This is a genomic window from Aquimarina macrocephali JAMB N27 (assembly GCF_000520995.1).
Classification (GTDB): Bacteria; Bacteroidota; Bacteroidia; order Flavobacteriales; family Flavobacteriaceae; genus Aquimarina; species Aquimarina macrocephali.
Map to the genome: position 1 here is coordinate 85,073 of NZ_JACA01000026.1, position 16,366 is coordinate 101,438.

Genomic DNA, 16,366 nt, shown 5'->3' on the forward strand with positions numbered 1-16,366 from the left:
CGGCAAAGATATTTAAAAAGAAATCTATTTTTTGGATTTAGAAGATCGTTTTGCAAAGAAATTCTTTATTGGCTGGATAAAAGTATCCATATTAAAGATTCCTTGATCCGTAGTTGCTCTATATGTTAGGAATATACTTAGCGGAAATATAATACATGTAGAAAGCCATGAGCCTACATATGGAGGAATCCCACCTTCTTCTGCGCTATTTTTAGCAAAAATTCCTATAAAATGGTATGTCAAAAACAATACTACTCCAATAACTATAGGTAATCCTAACCCTCCTTTACGAATTATAGCCCCCAAAGGAGCTCCAACAAAGAACAATAAAATGCACGAAATCCCTAAAGCATATTTATCATGCAATGACATTTCATATTTATTTAGAGCTCTTTTCTTAAAACTTAGATTTTTTTGCGTCGAATTTAGTTTTCTTAATACTCCATCTACAGTAGATGAAGCAATCTGGTATATCTGTATTTTTTTAAGTGTATTAAAATGATCTTTTACATGCAATGTATCATTACTTGTTTTTGAAAGAGAATCGATTATTTTTATATTTTTATTTAATCCTTCAAACCCAATCATTCTATCAATTTCAACCGTCATATTCTTCACATTTTTATTAACTTCAATAGATATTGTGTCTATCTGATCCTTTAGTTCATTAACATTAAGCATATTATACCCTTTACTATATTGTTGTTCATCCATATCTACATTATCCAGAGATGACAAATCTATATTAAGAACATATTTTTTAAAATGCGTTTTGACAAAAGGTAATCTATTTCTTTTTTGAGGAGAGTTTTGCTGAACCTCCTTATAATAATTACCATCATTGAGGGCCAAAGTAATTAAATCAGAATTGATATTACCTTTCAACTCTCCTCCTACTGCTTTTATAACCGTAAAATTACCAGGTCTTGCAGCTTTCTTATGAATGATAACGTCTCTAAGAAACTCATCATTATCACCATATTTTTCTGCTACTTTTATATTTATATCCCCTAGATCATTAAACTGATTAGGGGTTATTACCATTGCTGGTTTTACTTTAACTATATTTTTACGAAGATTTATAAACCTTTTCTCTGAGGACGGGATTACTGTATTCGAAAATAGAAAGGCTCCTATTCCTACAAAAAAGATAAAAACAGATAATGTTCTCATAGCTCGTTGCAGGGATATCCCAGAAGATTTCATCGCGGCAAATTCATAATTCTCGGCAAAATTCCCAAAAATCATAATAGACGTTAGCAAGATGGTAAGCGGCAAAACCATAGGGATTAATCTAGGTGTTGCAAACGTCAAAAACTTTAATATTACTGAAAAATCCAAGTCTTTTCCTGCCAATTCTGATATAAACAACCAGATGGTTTGCAATAAAAGGATAAACATAATAATTACAAAGAGCGGAAAAAATGTCTTCACAAAAGTTGTTAAAATATACCTATCTAGAATCTTCACTCGTTTTCTGTTTTCTAATCGCTAAAAATATACATTAATTAAAAACTAAAGAACGTGTGTAAATTTTTACACCCGTTCTTTTCTATACTTTTGTATTTTCTTATGTCTTATTGTTTCTAATCTAAGCGATTGATATAATAATTTTCATATTTTGATTTATCAAACACAAATAATGTTTTTGAAAGCGGTTGATTAGTTTTGAAACTATTAACCGTAATTGTAACATTAGTACCATTATTTTGTTTCTGAATCATTTTGTAAATATGCTTTGTTTGCTTATCAATACCAAGCAATATTTCTTTTAAATCACTTTTTGAGTCAATAGGTATTAATTTTACATATTGAATTTTTCTACCTTTTATATCCTGAACAATATCCATTTTATAGGTATAACCATCTTCATAAAAAGTTAACATTTTTGAAGGAGTCACACTGGTACCATCATCTTCATCTTGTGAAGAAATATTGATTTCTTCATCTTCTGGGACAATTACATGTAACTTTTTACCATCATACATGCGTTTGGTTCCCATGATATTAAGCAGATACTTGTTTCCTTGTAATGCTACATCTCCTCTGGTTTCCTGAGCAACATTCTCTGCCTGATTATTAATAGAATATTTAAAGTCAATAACAATATTGGTGTAGCTATTTACTTTTTTGGAAACCTCATCCAAAAGATCTTTGGCACTTTGAGCTTGTGCAGTACTTATGCCTAATACAAATAGTAAAAATATAGCCTTTTTTATCATTTTATTTATTCTTCTTTAATTACTAATTATCATTACCATATTATTAATCAGCTCATTACTCATTATCCAGTAACTGCTGAAGCGAAATTAAATCGGGTACTAAAACCTGTCTTGCTTTACTTCCTTCAAAGGGACCAACAATTCCGGCAGCTTCTAATTGATCAATTAATCTACCTGCCCGATTGTACCCTAATTTTAATTTCCTTTGTAATAAAGACGCCGATCCTTGTTGAGCTGTTACAATTACCTCTGCAGCTTCAGCAAAAAGTTTATCTCTATCCTTTTTATCTATATCAAGACTTGTGCCACTTTCTTCACCTACATATTCTGGTAACAGATGTGCATCGGGGTATGCTTTTTGGCTACCAATATAATCTGTTATTCGTTCTACTTCTGGAGTATCTACAAAGGCACATTGTATTCTTACAATATCATTTCCTTGTGTATACAACATATCCCCTCTACCAATTAATTGATCGGCTCCTCCTGTATCCAAAATTGTACGAGAATCTATTTTAGAAGTTACCCTAAATGCTATTCTGGCAGGGAAATTAGCTTTAATCATACCTGTTATTACATTTACAGATGGTCGTTGCGTAGCTATAATAAGATGTATACCTATTGCGCGGGCCAATTGAGCCAATCTAGCTATAGGGGTTTCTACCTCTTTTCCTGCAGTCATAATTAGGTCTGCAAACTCATCTACTACAAGTACAATATATGGTAAAAATTTATGTCCGTTCTCGGGATTTAACTTTCTTGCTTTAAACTTTACATTATACTCTTTAATATTTCTAACCATTGCCTGTTTTAACAGGTCATATCGGGCATCCATCTCAATACACAAAGAATTAAGTGTATTAATCACTTTAGTATTATCTGTAATAATTGCTTCTTCTGTATCGGGTAATTTGGCCAGGTAATGTCGTTCGATTTTATTAAACAATGTAAGTTCTACCTTTTTAGGGTCTACCAAAACAAATTTCACTTCTGCGGGATGCTTTTTATAAAGCAACGACGTAAGTATCGCATTAAGTCCAACAGATTTTCCTTGTCCCGTAGCCCCTGCCATAAGAAGGTGAGGCATTTTGGCAAGATCAACCACAAACGTTTCGTTCGAAATCGTTTTACCCAAAGATAATGGTAATTCCATTTCTGCATTTTGAAACTTAGAAGACGAAATTGCAGATCGCATTGATACAATAGTAGCTTTCTTATTTGGTACTTCTATACCAATGGTTCCTTTACCAGGTATAGGAGCAATTATACGAATCCCTAACGCTGCTAATGATAATGCGATATCATCTTCTAGGTTTTTAATTTTAGAAATTCGAATTCCAGCTTCGGGTACAATTTCGTATAATGTTACTGTAGGACCAACTGTAGCTTTAATTTGAGCTATTTCAATTTTATAATTCTTAAGCGTCTCTACAATACGGTTTTTATTTTCTTCTAACTCTCCTTGATCAATTGTAATTCCTCCCGATTGCGTAGTATAATCTTTTAATAAGCTAATTGCAGGAAACTTATAGTTCCCTAACTCTAGTTTTGGATCAAATTCGCCAAAATCTTTAACCAGCTTAGCACTTAGATCTCCAACTACTTCTTCTTCTACTGTTGTTTCGACCTCCATTGCAATATCCTCTGGATTATCTTCTGATTTTATAATTAGTTTCTCGGGAACCTCGTTATCTTGATTATTCGGATCTCCATAAAAATCATTAATTGTAGGATTTAATGTAACCTCTTTGGTATTACTATCTTTTTTGATTGCTTCTTCTTTCTCCTTTTGCTTTTTCTCGTCATACTTTTTATTAAAGTCTTTGGATTTAGCAATAATAGAATCTATTTTTTCTTTAATACTAGAACTAGAGTTATCAGTATCGGATGAAGGAGTTGATACTACTTGTCCATTATTTGTTTCTGGTGTTACTTCAAAATCCTTTGCAATAGCTTTTTGAGTATTTTTTAAAGAATCAGATATTTTCTCTGGAGTATATCTTAGACGTACTACAATATATACTATTGCAAAAAAGGCAAGTACAAGAACAGTCCCTATAAAACCTATATAGTCTCTTAAAAAGTCATTAGTTTCATATCCTATAATACCAGCTAATAATCCCCCATCTTTTTCTACAAAGCCCAAAACAATAGATATCCATAGCATGACTAGTCCACCCCAAAACCAAAATCCAAATAGCTTTTTTTTGTTGAGGTCAAAGAACAAATACACTCCTGTTAATGAGGTTAGCACAGGGATAATCAATGCAGAAATTCCAAATCCTTTAAAAATAAAGAAATGACTTACTGTAGCTCCAAATTTACTTAACCAGTTCTTTGGAGATGATGTTCTATTATAAAATTGTGATATTTCACTTTGATCAATTTTCCAATTAAAGAAAAACGAAACAAAAGCAAAAAATAATCCTATCCCTAAAAAGAACAAGAAGCTACCCAAAACAACTTTCTGCTGTCTCGATAGCGTAAATTTTTCTTTTAGTGATGTTTTAGGTTTTTTTGTTGTTTTCCTTTTTGTACTTACCTTTCTTTTGGCCATTTTTTGGGTATCTTATCGCAAAAATACGAATATCTATATTGGAACGTAAAAATGACTAAAAAATTTTCTAAACTAAATATGGGATATAAATTAATAATCCAATTATTATAGCTGTAATTGCAGCAATAAAAACGGCTCCCGCGGCTATATCTTTTATAATACCTATCTTATTATGAAAATCCGGGTGAATAAAATCTGCAATTGCTTCGATTGTGGTATTTAGCCCTTCGATACTCATTACCAAACCAATAGCAAAAATTTGTAAAATCCACTCGATCGAAGTAATCTCGAAATAAAAACCTAATATCGTCATTAATATTGCAATACCAACCTGTACTTGTATACTTGGTTCTGTCTTTATCAATAACAAAGCTCCTTTAAAAGCATAACCACAACCCCGCAATCTGCCAACCACAAATTTTATTACTTTACTCATAGGGCATTAAGACAATATTTCTAGTGCCGCAGAATAATCTGGTTCCTGTACAATTTCTGGCACTTGTTCTGTATACAATACGGTTCCTTTCTCATCCAAAACGATAACTGCTCTAGAATGTAACCCTTGTAATGGCCCATCTACAATTTCTAATCCATAGTTTTTTCCAAACTCTCCGGTTTTAAAATCAGAATGATTGATTACATTTTCTAATCCTTCTGCTCCACAAAAACGACCTTGAGCAAAGGGTAAATCACGTGATATACACAATACTTTAGTGTTTGATAAATTGCTTGCTTCCTTATTAAATGCTCTTACTGAAGCTGCGCAAATTCCGGTATCTATAGAAGGAAAAACATTTAAAACTACTCTATTTCCTTTATAATCAGATAATTTTGCAGTAGATAAATCAGCATTCACCATCTCAAAATCTGGTGCGTTTTGTCCTACTTCTGGTAAATTTCCACTAGTGTGGATTGTATTTCCTTTTAATGTTATTGAAGCCATAATAAATGATTGTTGTTTTAAGAGTTATAAAATTAGTAAGATTATATTGTAATATTAATAAAGTTTTTAGAAAATAAAAAAACCTACTATTTAGTAATAGTAGGTTTTTTTATTTCTCAGGTATCTATAGATCCAAGGACTCTTTTCATGAAGCTGTTTAGGGCTTCTTTTTTTGGAGTACCTTCTTTAATCATTTTATCCACCTCTAGAGCTCCATACATATTCGAGATTAGTTCTCCTATAACATCCAACTCTTCATCTTTTAATGAAGGCACTTCTGTTAAAGCCTCTAGGGTTTCAATAGTTTCTACGATAAAATCTTCATCGTTTTCTTCGATAAAGCCTGTAAGGTGTTTAATTACTGGTAACTTCATCTACCAAATTTTTTAGAATATCAAATTTATTAGTTTGAACCTGATTTACAAAAGCTCCACCTTTGAATGTAGCAAATGTTGGAAGATTATCTACCGTAGCAAGTTTTCTGGATTCAGGATATTTCTCAGCATCAACAATAACAAAAGTTGTATCCCTATTTTCTGAGGCCAGTTTTTTGAATTTTGGTTTCATAATCCGACAATTACCACACCAAGTGGCAGAATACTGCACAATCACAGTATCACTATCCTGTATTAGCTGTGAAAGATTGTCTGTTGCTAGTTCTTGTACCATACTATTTGAATTAAAGTTTAGAAAAAATTTCTCTGGGTAAAAATCCCAGAGAAATTTTTAATTCGGATTGTCAATTAATGAGCTGCCAGGTAAGAAGCCACTCCTTTTCTATCCGCGTTCATTGCATCTTTTCCTTCTTCCCAGTTTGCCGGGCATACTTCTCCATTTTTTTGTACATGCGCATATGCATCGATCAATCTTAAAAACTCAGCTACATTTCGACCAACAGGCATATGGTTTATTCCTTCATGAAAAACTGTACCTTCTTCATCGATTAAATAAGTCGCTCTATACGTTACATTATCACCTTCTACAGTTACAACTCCAGTTTCTTCATTATAAGTTTCATTTGTAATATCAAGGATACCTAATGTACTAGAAAGATTACGATTAGAATCTGCAAGAATTGGATATGTAACTCCTTCTATACCACCATTATCTTTAGAAGTATTTAACCATGCAAAATGAACTTCTGGAGTATCACAAGAAGCTCCAATCACAATCGTATTTCTTTTTTCAAATTCATTTAAAGCCTCTTGAAAAGCATGCAGTTCTGTTGGGCAAACAAATGTAAAATCCTTAGGGTACCAAAAAAGCAGTACTTTTTTATTTTTATTTTTAGCTTCTTCTAAAACATTAAGCTTAAAAGTATCTCCCATATCGTTCATTGCATCAACGTCCAGATTTGGGAATTTTTTACCTACAAATGCCATTTTTTTACTTTTTAAAATTTATAATTGATTAATTTTTTGACAATGCAAATATACACCTACTTATAGAACAATAATTACTGTATAATTTTAATTATTTATATTTAAATAGTTTTTTCTAATCATAGAAAGATTTCTTATAAAACGAATCAAATTCCTACACAAACATCTAATTACCTACAAAAATTACGGATAAATAGCACTTTTTTTACGGTGAATTACACTATGTTAAATCTATTTTTGTATTTTCGTCAACGTAAATAAACCAAGAATTATTGAACGTTGAAAAATTTTATTCAACATATAATAGTAATATTTTTAGTAAGCTTTAGTCTTACTGTACAATCTCAATCTTCTATAACTTCTGATAGTATTCAAAGTTATATTGAAAAGGCTGAAAAATTACAGGAAGAATACAAGTACGAGCAATCATTGGAAATAGCTCAAGCTGCACTTCATTATGCGCAATACAATAATGATGACAAAAGTCTTGGGTATATCAATAATATTATTGCCAAAAATTACGAAACTAGCGAAGATGATAATGAAGCAAGAAGATATTACAGAAGGGCATTAACCTATGCCCGAAGTTCAAAGAGCGAAGTATTAGAGACAGATCTTTATAATAACCTTGCACGAGTATACACCAAACACAACCTTACACGTAAACAAGGAGTTGGTTATTACAAAAAATCTTATGAGTTTGCAGTACGATTAAAAGATACCATAAGAATGATACGCCCATTATTAAATCTTGGAGAATATTATATTTCCAGAAATGATTTTGACAGTTCTTATGAATACCTCGCACCTGCAAGAAAATTGATTCATCAAAAGTCTTCTAACCTTGATAAAACCAAATTAAATAGTCTTTTAGGAAAATACTTCCTAAGTGTACGAAAATTTAAAAAATCAGAAGAATATACAGATAAGGCAATATCATATGCCATTGGCGAGACTAAAAATAAGAAAAATAATGATGAACTTATTTCTAGATATTATGAAGAGTTAGCCTCGGCCTATGAAACCAAATCTGGTCTATATGTTAAACAAGATGATTATCAAAAAGCATACAGTTATCAGAAAAAACAATTTCAAAATATATTACAAGCTAATAACCATAAGAAACTAAAAGAGCTGAGACGTGCTAATATTAAGTACGAGGTTGATATTTTTGAAAAAAGAGCAAAAAAGGCAGAATCAGAAAAAAAAGAAAGTGAATCAGAAGTTGTAAAATGGAGAATCAGTATTATCCTAGGCATCATCTTGATTCTAATATCATTAGCTTTCTTAATTAGTTCCTATAAAAATAATATACAAAAGAAAAGGCTTAACAATGATCTTATTGACAAAAACAAGGAATTAATAGGAGCCAAAGAGACTGCAGAGCAAGTATCTACTTTAAAATCCCAGTTTATCTCTACTGTAAGTCATGAACTTAGAACACCTCTATACGGTGTAATTGGGCTTACCTCTTTATTGATGGAAGACCCTGACAAAAAGAAGACCAATGAATATCTAGAATCTTTAAAATTTTCTGGTGATTACCTTTTGGCTTTAATTAATGATGTTTTACAATTAAGTAAAATAGAAACTAATGAAGTTAAACTCGAAAAGGTTTCTTTTGATATCAAAACACTAATCGAAGGAATTGTTAATTCTCTTCATACCAAACAAAAGAGCAACAACAATACTGTTCATATTGATATAGACAAAAAAATAACCGCTACTTTACTTGGAGACTCGGTAAGATTATCACAAATACTAATTAACCTGATCGGTAACGCGCTTAAATTCACCAAAGACGGAAACATCTGGGTTAGTGTAAAATGTATCGATGATAAGGATGATAACTATGCTTTACGCTTTATTGTTAGAGATGATGGAATAGGAATACCTAAAAATAAGCAACAGACAATTTTTGACAATTTTGCTCAGGTAAAGAACGAAAATCAAGAATATGAAGGTACAGGATTAGGATTGGCAATTGTTAAGAAACTAATTCATCTTCATAATAGTGAAATTCATATAAAGAGTAAAGAAAATCAGGGATCTGAATTCTATTTTGATCTATTTTATGAAAAAGCTGTAAAAGAACAAGAGATTTCATTAAAAACAGGAGAGAATCTAAGTATCGGAACAAGCAATTTCTATGTTCTTATTGTAGATGACAATAAAATAAATCAAATTGTTACTCAAAATATCCTAAAAAAGAAAGGATACACTTGTAGTATTGCAAACAATGGTATGGATGCAATCGAAATGTTAAAAAATGAAAAGTTTGATTTGGTATTAATGGATATAAATATGCCCGAAATGAATGGCCTTGAAGCCACCAAAGTAGTACGAACTTTTAATACCACTATTCCAATTATAGCATTAACAGCTGTTGAAGAAGGAGAAATAAGAAATCAAGCTTTATCAGTAGGCATGAATGATGTAATCATTAAACCCTATGATACTCAACAATTCTTCCAGACAATAATGAGAAACATCTCAAAAGTAAAAATGATATAGCCAAGTTAAAAAAGGCGAAACGAAATCTGTAATATCTATCATTTAATCTGTTAAATCTTATTTGATTTCTTCTGAAAATCTTAATTTAGATGCCATAACTATAAGATTTACCGCATTCATTATGGACACAAAAAACATGGGATTTAATACCATCTGCACTCACCTTGGCGAAATCAAAGATGAACAATTTAAAGGAGCTATATCACCGATATATATGTCTACCTCTTATGCTTTTGAAGATGTAGATGTAAAACGTTATCCGAGATATTTTAATACTCCCAATCAAGAAGCATTATGCAAAAAAATAGCTAAGCTCGAAAAAGGAGAATCTTCTCTGATTTTTGGTAGCGGTATGGCAGCAATAAGTACTACACTATTTGCATTTTTACAGAAAGGAGATCATATTGTTTTGCAACGTACACTCTATGGAGGAACTGCTAATCTCATCAATGAAGAGTTTGAAAAACACGGTATAGAATTTTCTTATGTAGATTCTCATACCACAGAAGGTTTTAAACAAAAAATACAACCCAACACCAAGGTAATTTATATAGAAACTCCTTCTAATCCTTTGCTCACAATTATTGACATTAAACCTATTGCAGAGTTAGCAAAGGAAAATGATATTGTTACTATTATAGACAATACCTTTGCATCTCCTGTAAATCAAAATCCAATTCTATTAGGTATAGATATTGTTATTCACTCTGCTACCAAATACCTGGGAGGCCATAGTGATATCCTTGCAGGAGCTGTCATTTCTACCGAAAAAAATATAGATCAGGTATTTCAGGTTGCTAAGAACTTTGGCGGTAGTTTAAGTGACTTTACAGTATGGATGTTAGAGAGAAGTATAAAAACACAGAATAAGAATGCCCTAAAGCTTGCTAAATGGCTTAAAAAGCATGAAGACATCGCTACAGTCTATTATCCCGGGTTAAAATCACACCCCGACCATGAAATTGCAAAAAAACAAATGACTGGTTATGGTGGCATGTTATCTTTTGAATTAAAAGAAGGGTTGGATGCCAGTAAGTTTCAAAAAGAATTAAAATTAATTAAAAGCTCTATGAGTCTTGCCGGAGTCGAAAGCACCATGCTATCCCCTACTCTTACCTCACATGCTTTACTTACCGAAGAAGAACGAAATTTACAAGGAATTAAAGATGGATTAGTGCGATTTAGCGTAGGTATAGAAGAAAAAGAAGATTTAATGCAAGATATACAACAAGCCATAGAAAAAGTAAAAGTCCCAGAATTAGAACATTAAAATATGAAGTTAGATATTCTAGCCATAGGAGCTCATCCTGATGATGTAGAACTAAGTTGCTCAGGAACCATAGCCAAAGAAGTTAGTAGAGGTAAAAAAGTTGGAATACTCGATCTTACCCGCGGAGAGTTAGGAACAAGAGGTACTCCCGAAATTAGAGATCAGGAAGCAAAAAATGCTTCTGAAATCTTAGGAGTTGTCACTCGTGAAAATCTAGGTTTTAAAGATGGGTTTTTCACAAATGATCAGGATCATCAATTAGAGGTCATAAAAAAGATAAGAAAATATAAACCTGAGATTGTACTTTGTAATGCAATTATAGATCGCCATATAGATCATGGTAAAGGAAGTAAGCTAGCTAGTGACGCTTGTTTTCTGTCGGGATTAAAAAAAATTGAAACTACTCTTGATGGCGAGAATCAAGATCCCTGGAGGCCAAAACAAGTGTATCATTATATCCAATGGGCTAATATTGAACCAGATTTTGTAGTTGACATTAGTAACTATATTGATAAAAAGATAGAAAGTGTAATGGCATATACCTCTCAATTTTATGATGCAGGTAGTAAAGAGCCTGTTACTCCTATATCAAGTAAGAATTTTATAGAAAGCGTAAAGTATCGTGCTGCCGATTTAGGGCGAATAGTAGGTGTACACCATGCCGAAGGCTATACCGTAGAACGCTATGTAGCAGTCGATTCTATTTTTGATTTAATTTAATTCAAAAAAATGTTTGTAGAAAGGTAGAAATACTTTATTTTTGCACCCGAAATTAAATGGTGGTTGTAGCTCAGTTGGTTAGAGCATTGGTTTGTGGTACCAAGGGTCGCGGGTTCGAATCCCGTCTTCCACCCCTAAAATTTAAAAAGCCCTTTAAAAAGGGCTTTTTTATTTTATCACAATGGTGTTTTTTATCTTAACATCTGGTTATTCACCTTCTTTAGCACCATCAACTATAATTCTTTCTGCTCTATTAGCTACCTCCCAGGCAGTATAAAACACCAACTTTGCTCTTTTAGTCATAAGTTCATATTCTATTTTATCTGGCGTATCTGTTGGTTTATGATAATCCTCGTGCACTCCATTAAAATAAAATATGATCGGAATATTATGTTTTGCAAAATTGTAATGATCACTTCTAAAATAAAATCGATTTGGATCATTTTCGGCATTATACGTATAATCCAAATCCAATTTGGTATGCTCTGTATTTGCTTTTTCGCTAATATCATGTAATTCTGTACTTAATCGGTCACTACCTATCAAGTATATATAGTTACTTTTATCCTCTCCCTCATGTTTCTTATCAATTCTTCCTATCATATCAATATTAAGGTCTGTTACCGTATTTTCTAAAGGAAAAACAGGGTTTTCTGTATAAAATTTTGAACCATATAGTCCTTTTTCTTCACCTGTAACATGCAGAAACAGGATAGATCTCTTTGGTCCAACCCCATCTTTCTTTGCTTTCATAAATGCATCTGCTATTTCTAATAAACTTACGGTTCCAGAACCATCATCATCGGCACCATTATGAATATTACCCTTTTCATCGGTTCCTACATGATCATAATGAGCAGAAATCACGACAATCTCATCAGGTTTTTCTGTACCTTCAATAAACGCCAATACATTCTCTGAAGATTTAATGCCTCCTCTAAAATAACTTTCGGGTATTTCCTGGTAGTAATCATCTCCACCTAAAGGAGAAGGAATACCCATTCTTTGATATTGTTTTTTTAAATATTCTGCAGCTTTTTTCTGACCTGGTTCTCCTGTATCACGCCCTTCGAAATCATCACTAGCAAAAACGTATAAATATTCTTTTAATTCTTTGGCAGTAATGCTTTCAGCATAAGTAACAGCAGTTAATTCTGTATTCACACTAGTATGTGAATCTATCTTTGGATTAGTAGGTGTAGAATTTTGAGAGGTTCCACAACAACAGACTATAAATGAGCTGACTAGTATTATAGTATTTTTCATGAAATTATTTAATTAAAGATGTACAATATACTCAATTCATCCCATATGAATATGCGAATGTTTTCTTAAAAGAAAATAACTCTTAAAATTTTTTAAAATTTTTCTTTTTAGAATTAAAAAAGGTTTTATATTTGCACCCGCATTCAGGGAATACCTGATGAGACTAAACACTGGAGAATTGGCAGAGTGGTCGAATGCGGCAGTCTTGAAAACTGTTGAGGGTCACACCTCCGGGGGTTCGAATCCCTCATTCTCCGCAAGGAATTTACTAAATTCCATAAAAGCCCATAACATAATGTTATGGGCTTTTTTAATTTTTACACTTTTAAAAGAAAGCCATCCGAATCAAAAACATTAAAATATATGTTGTAATTGCTCTTTTCACTTCTTTTAATATTCAATATCAAGAGGTAACATTTCTGCACATTCTACAAGCATTTTCATATCATTTAAACCAATATGAGCTGGATAAAACTTTCTTTCTGCATTCAATGTTGTTATTTTCTTGTATAATAGATCTGGATTAGTATTTGTTATTTTTTCTACTGCATCATACCCAGCTTCGTACAGGACATAAGCAAAAGTATGATTCACCCATCGAATTCTAGATAGATCAGTTAATTTGGCTAATCTCAAAATTTCTTCATCATTTATATTTATTTGTTTAGAAAGTAAAGTTCTGTCACCTATGGTTATAATTTTATCAAATAAATGACGTGTGTGTTTAATCCCAATTTTTTCTAATTTTAATACAACATCTGCAGAAGTTTCAGGAAAATCTTTAATCCTATTGGGTTTTCGAAGATACCCATTGATCATTCTTCGAAGTACATTAAGATACTGTTCTGATAAACCACTTTGTTTTGAAAACTCAAGAAGTTGATCCTTTTTCTTCAGTCTTTGCTGCAGTTCTTTCAGATTACAAATACCATGTTTTTTAATCGTATTAAGATAATCTATATTCTCTTTCAGCACTTTCCAACTAGGAATAAGATGTGTAGATTCTAAAATCTTCTTATAATCATCTATGCTAATTTTTGATAAATCAATATCATATCCCATTGTATAGAATTATTAATGTTCTTTCTGTTTTTATACCTCTGCAAAGAATACCATATAATTATGACCAGCCTCTTCACTTTGATCAGCTAGATAAGTATTGATTTCTTTTTAATAATTAGACATTTCATTAGGAGAGGCATCAATTATCTTAGATATAATTTTTCCTAATATCCCCATAATATCTATTCTTTTAGGCTGCTAATTACTCTTATCAATTTTTCTCTAACCTTTTCGGCTGTTTCAATCAAGTCCTTATTCTCTACTGCTATCATAGAAGCGGCAGGATCTACCCCAGATACTTCTATCATTCCTTTATGTTTTTCCTGAACGATTACATTACAAGGAAGCATGGTTCCTATTTTGTCTTCTGCCTGTAATGCTTTATAGGCAAAAGAAGGATTACAAGCTCCTAAAATTTTGTAGTTATAGAAATCTACATTCAACTTCTTCTTTAAAGTAGCTTTCATATCTATTTCTGTTAATATCCCGAAACCTTCATTTTTTAATTCATGAATCACTTTTTCAGTAGCTTCATCAAAAGAGACATTTTTTAATATAGTGGTGATATGATAATTCATTTTTTTTGTTTTTATAATGTTTATACAGTTTCTTTTTTGGCTACATATGTTTCTAAAAATTTATGGTACGCCTCTTCTTTTTTTAGCTTCTGTACATCTTCTTTAGTTAATTTATAAGCTCCTTTACTCTCTTGTTCTGAGGTAATGAATGTTCTGGTTTCTAATTCTATAACAACTTTAGGCTCATAGCTTGCCAACTTTTTTAATTGAGCTGCTATCTTTTCTTTTTGTGTATCACGCCCCGAACAAAGTGTTATAAATGAATAGTTTTTTAGATGTTCTTTATTTTTTTTGATAAAGGTTTTCATTGGGTGAGCTATGATATAGTTCCAGATTGGGGCTATCAAAACGATATGATGGTAGTCACTCCATAAGATATCCAGTTCATTGATCTTGGGAAAACGATTAAATAACATGTCCAATATAACCTTGAACATCCCTCGTTTTTTGGACTCGGTGATCTGCAATAGATCGGCTTCCAGGTCTTTGGTTAGATCTTTGGCCAGTAATTCATTATTTCCAGAAAAGGAAAAGTAAACGATAAGAGTTTTCATTACAGCACTATTTTGTATAAGAATTATTTAAAAAGCAACTTAAATTTCGGTAACTGTAAAAACAAAAAAAAAGACAGCTAACCAATTATAGATCAAATAGTAAAAACCATAAATATTTTGGATTATTTTTTAATTCTTTCAGCTACTTCTTTTCCAAAATTATTTGCTTTTTCTACAGCGATTTTACTATTCGATCTTTTTGTTTTTGATTCAGTGTTAGGTTTCATTAACCAAAATGTTCTTGAATCAATAAGTATAGCGTCTTTTTGTTTGATCAGATCTTCAAGCAAACGTTGGGATCTTTTTGTAGAGCCACTACCTAAGGTAATAGCAACTACATGCTCTCCTTGTAAGTAATCATTATTTTTTATATGATTGCGAATTGCTCTGTCAGGAGCCCAATTATAAGTATTCGCACAGAACACATATAAGTCAAAAAACTCCTTTTCAAAATTTTTAGCAGCAGCAACTGTCACTACTTTTGAGACCCAACCTTTCTCGGATAAGCCTTCTGCAAACGATTTACTTATCTTTTCATCAAGGTTATAAATCGGATCAGGATCATATACGATCAGCGCCTTGTGACCGGCGTTAGGCATCCCTATAACAGCAACTTTCTCAGGTCCTTTTTTACCCACAACAACAGTAAGCACTATCCAAACAATCAACGTTGATCCTAATATCACCAGAATATTCGTCATCATCCTTTTTCCTCTTTTCATTATCAGTAACTATGTTTTTTTTATTGAAACAGAGTTTTTTAATCAGCGATAGTGGTTATATATGACTTTACTTTGTTAATGTTTTTTATTTCTTTCTTCAAAGTAACAGTAAACTCACTAGCCTCTTACTCCTTCAATCTTTTTAAAAGATTAATACGGAACTATCTCATACCCTGCATTTAACAAGAGAATCCCTGTTAAAAATAGTAGTACGTATAACACTTGTACCAATTTTATATTAATAAACTCTAACCATTTAGCGGTTCCTTTCGGAAAGATAAATAACAGCAAACCTATACCTAATGAAATCCAACCTATAGCAGTGACGATAAATTTCCAGTTTGGTTCCCATATATTATGAAAAAGGATATTGAGTAATCCTACTATAATCGCTACAAACGAAGTTACAATTACAAATTTTTGGTCCTTCAGGTCCTCAAAAATCTGTTTAATCCTGTTGGGATTAAAGCTCAATATGAAAAAAAATATAATTAAATACCAGCCCCAAAATTTTGCTAAAAACATAGATGTGTCCATAATAAATTTTTATATGATCTATATCTCAAATATAAGGAC

The 16,366-nt window shown here is 31.9% G+C and carries 17 protein-coding genes and 2 tRNA genes; 5 read left to right on the top strand and 14 right to left on the bottom strand.

Annotated elements, in window-relative coordinates; translation table 11 throughout:
• Window positions 1-24: 24 nt before the first annotated feature.
• The 8 genes from Z054_RS0116340 to Z054_RS0116375 form a co-directional block, all read right to left on the bottom strand.
• Window positions 25-1,470: an LptF/LptG family permease gene (locus Z054_RS0116340; RefSeq protein ID WP_051473782.1), complete on the bottom strand. Its 1,446-nt coding sequence runs from the start codon at window positions 1,468-1,470 to the stop codon at window positions 25-27.
• Between the two features lie 116 nt (window positions 1,471-1,586).
• Window positions 1,587-2,222: a LolA family protein gene (locus Z054_RS0116345; RefSeq protein WP_084050407.1), complete on the bottom strand. Its 636-nt coding sequence runs from the start codon at window positions 2,220-2,222 to the stop codon at window positions 1,587-1,589.
• Between the two features lie 55 nt (window positions 2,223-2,277).
• Window positions 2,278-4,779, bottom strand: a complete 2,502-nt coding sequence (locus Z054_RS0116350) for an FtsK/SpoIIIE family DNA translocase (RefSeq protein ID WP_024771123.1) — start codon at window positions 4,777-4,779, stop codon at window positions 2,278-2,280.
• A gap of 67 nt (window positions 4,780-4,846) precedes the next feature.
• Window positions 4,847-5,215, bottom strand: coding sequence for a diacylglycerol kinase (locus Z054_RS0116355; RefSeq protein WP_024771124.1), 369 nt, complete (start codon window positions 5,213-5,215; stop codon window positions 4,847-4,849).
• Between the two features lie 6 nt (window positions 5,216-5,221).
• Window positions 5,222-5,722, bottom strand: a complete 501-nt coding sequence (gene tpx, locus Z054_RS0116360; protein ID WP_024771125.1) for a thiol peroxidase — start codon at window positions 5,720-5,722, stop codon at window positions 5,222-5,224.
• Window positions 5,723-5,838: 116 nt separating this feature from the next.
• Window positions 5,839-6,096, bottom strand: a complete 258-nt coding sequence (locus Z054_RS0116365; protein ID WP_024771126.1) for a DUF6952 family protein — start codon at window positions 6,094-6,096, stop codon at window positions 5,839-5,841.
• Window positions 6,077-6,391 (bottom strand): thioredoxin family protein, encoded by a 315-nt coding sequence (locus Z054_RS0116370; RefSeq protein WP_024771127.1) that lies wholly within the window; start codon window positions 6,389-6,391, stop codon window positions 6,077-6,079. The genes Z054_RS0116365 and Z054_RS0116370 overlap by 20 nt, the downstream gene beginning before the upstream one ends.
• Before the next feature lie 74 nt (window positions 6,392-6,465).
• The gene (locus Z054_RS0116375) at window positions 6,466-7,104 is read right to left on the bottom strand and encodes a peroxiredoxin (protein WP_024771128.1); all 639 of its coding nucleotides are present in this window, start codon (window positions 7,102-7,104) and stop codon (window positions 6,466-6,468) included.
• Between the two features lie 279 nt (window positions 7,105-7,383).
• On the opposite strand from Z054_RS0116375, the gene Z054_RS0116380 reads away from it, so the two are divergent.
• From Z054_RS0116380 to Z054_RS0116395, 4 genes are all read left to right on the top strand, one after another.
• On the top strand, window positions 7,384-9,618 hold the full coding sequence (locus tag Z054_RS0116380; RefSeq protein ID WP_024771129.1) for a tetratricopeptide repeat-containing hybrid sensor histidine kinase/response regulator: 2,235 nt from the start codon (window positions 7,384-7,386) through the stop codon (window positions 9,616-9,618).
• 121 nt (window positions 9,619-9,739) lie between these two features.
• Window positions 9,740-10,888 carry a trans-sulfuration enzyme family protein gene (locus tag Z054_RS0116385; RefSeq protein ID WP_024771130.1) on the top strand — a complete coding sequence of 383 codons (1,149 nt, stop codon included), beginning with the start codon at window positions 9,740-9,742 and terminating at the stop codon, window positions 10,886-10,888.
• A gap of 3 nt (window positions 10,889-10,891) precedes the next feature.
• Window positions 10,892-11,608, top strand: coding sequence for a bacillithiol biosynthesis deacetylase BshB1 (gene bshB1 / locus Z054_RS0116390; protein WP_024771131.1), 717 nt, complete (start codon window positions 10,892-10,894; stop codon window positions 11,606-11,608).
• A gap of 58 nt (window positions 11,609-11,666) precedes the next feature.
• A tRNA-His gene (locus tag Z054_RS0116395) sits at window positions 11,667-11,742 on the top strand.
• A 73-nt stretch (window positions 11,743-11,815) separates the two neighbouring features.
• On the opposite strand, the gene Z054_RS0116400 is transcribed toward Z054_RS0116395, so the two are convergent.
• Complete coding sequence (locus Z054_RS0116400; protein WP_024771132.1) at window positions 11,816-12,874, bottom strand: M28 family metallopeptidase; 1,059 nt, start codon at window positions 12,872-12,874, stop codon at window positions 11,816-11,818.
• A 172-nt stretch (window positions 12,875-13,046) separates the two neighbouring features.
• Between Z054_RS0116400 and Z054_RS0116405 the strand changes: the two genes are divergently transcribed.
• Window positions 13,047-13,131: transfer RNA gene (locus tag Z054_RS0116405), tRNA-Ser, on the top strand.
• A gap of 133 nt (window positions 13,132-13,264) precedes the next feature.
• On the opposite strand, the gene Z054_RS0116410 is transcribed toward Z054_RS0116405, so the two are convergent.
• From Z054_RS0116410 to Z054_RS0116430, 5 genes are all read right to left on the bottom strand, one after another.
• Window positions 13,265-13,936 (bottom strand): DUF4332 domain-containing protein, encoded by a 672-nt coding sequence (locus Z054_RS0116410; protein WP_024771133.1) that lies wholly within the window; start codon window positions 13,934-13,936, stop codon window positions 13,265-13,267.
• A gap of 182 nt (window positions 13,937-14,118) precedes the next feature.
• On the bottom strand, window positions 14,119-14,514 hold the full coding sequence (locus Z054_RS0116415; protein WP_024771134.1) for a DUF302 domain-containing protein: 396 nt from the start codon (window positions 14,512-14,514) through the stop codon (window positions 14,119-14,121).
• Window positions 14,515-14,534: 20 nt separating this feature from the next.
• Window positions 14,535-15,068: a flavodoxin family protein gene (locus Z054_RS0116420; RefSeq protein ID WP_024771135.1), complete on the bottom strand. Its 534-nt coding sequence runs from the start codon at window positions 15,066-15,068 to the stop codon at window positions 14,535-14,537.
• A 122-nt stretch (window positions 15,069-15,190) separates the two neighbouring features.
• On the bottom strand, window positions 15,191-15,790 hold the full coding sequence (locus Z054_RS0116425) for a hypothetical protein (protein ID WP_024771136.1): 600 nt from the start codon (window positions 15,788-15,790) through the stop codon (window positions 15,191-15,193).
• 150 nt (window positions 15,791-15,940) lie between these two features.
• Window positions 15,941-16,327, bottom strand: a complete 387-nt coding sequence (locus Z054_RS0116430) for a hypothetical protein (protein WP_024771137.1) — start codon at window positions 16,325-16,327, stop codon at window positions 15,941-15,943.
• Between the last annotated feature and the right edge of the window lie 39 nt (window positions 16,328-16,366).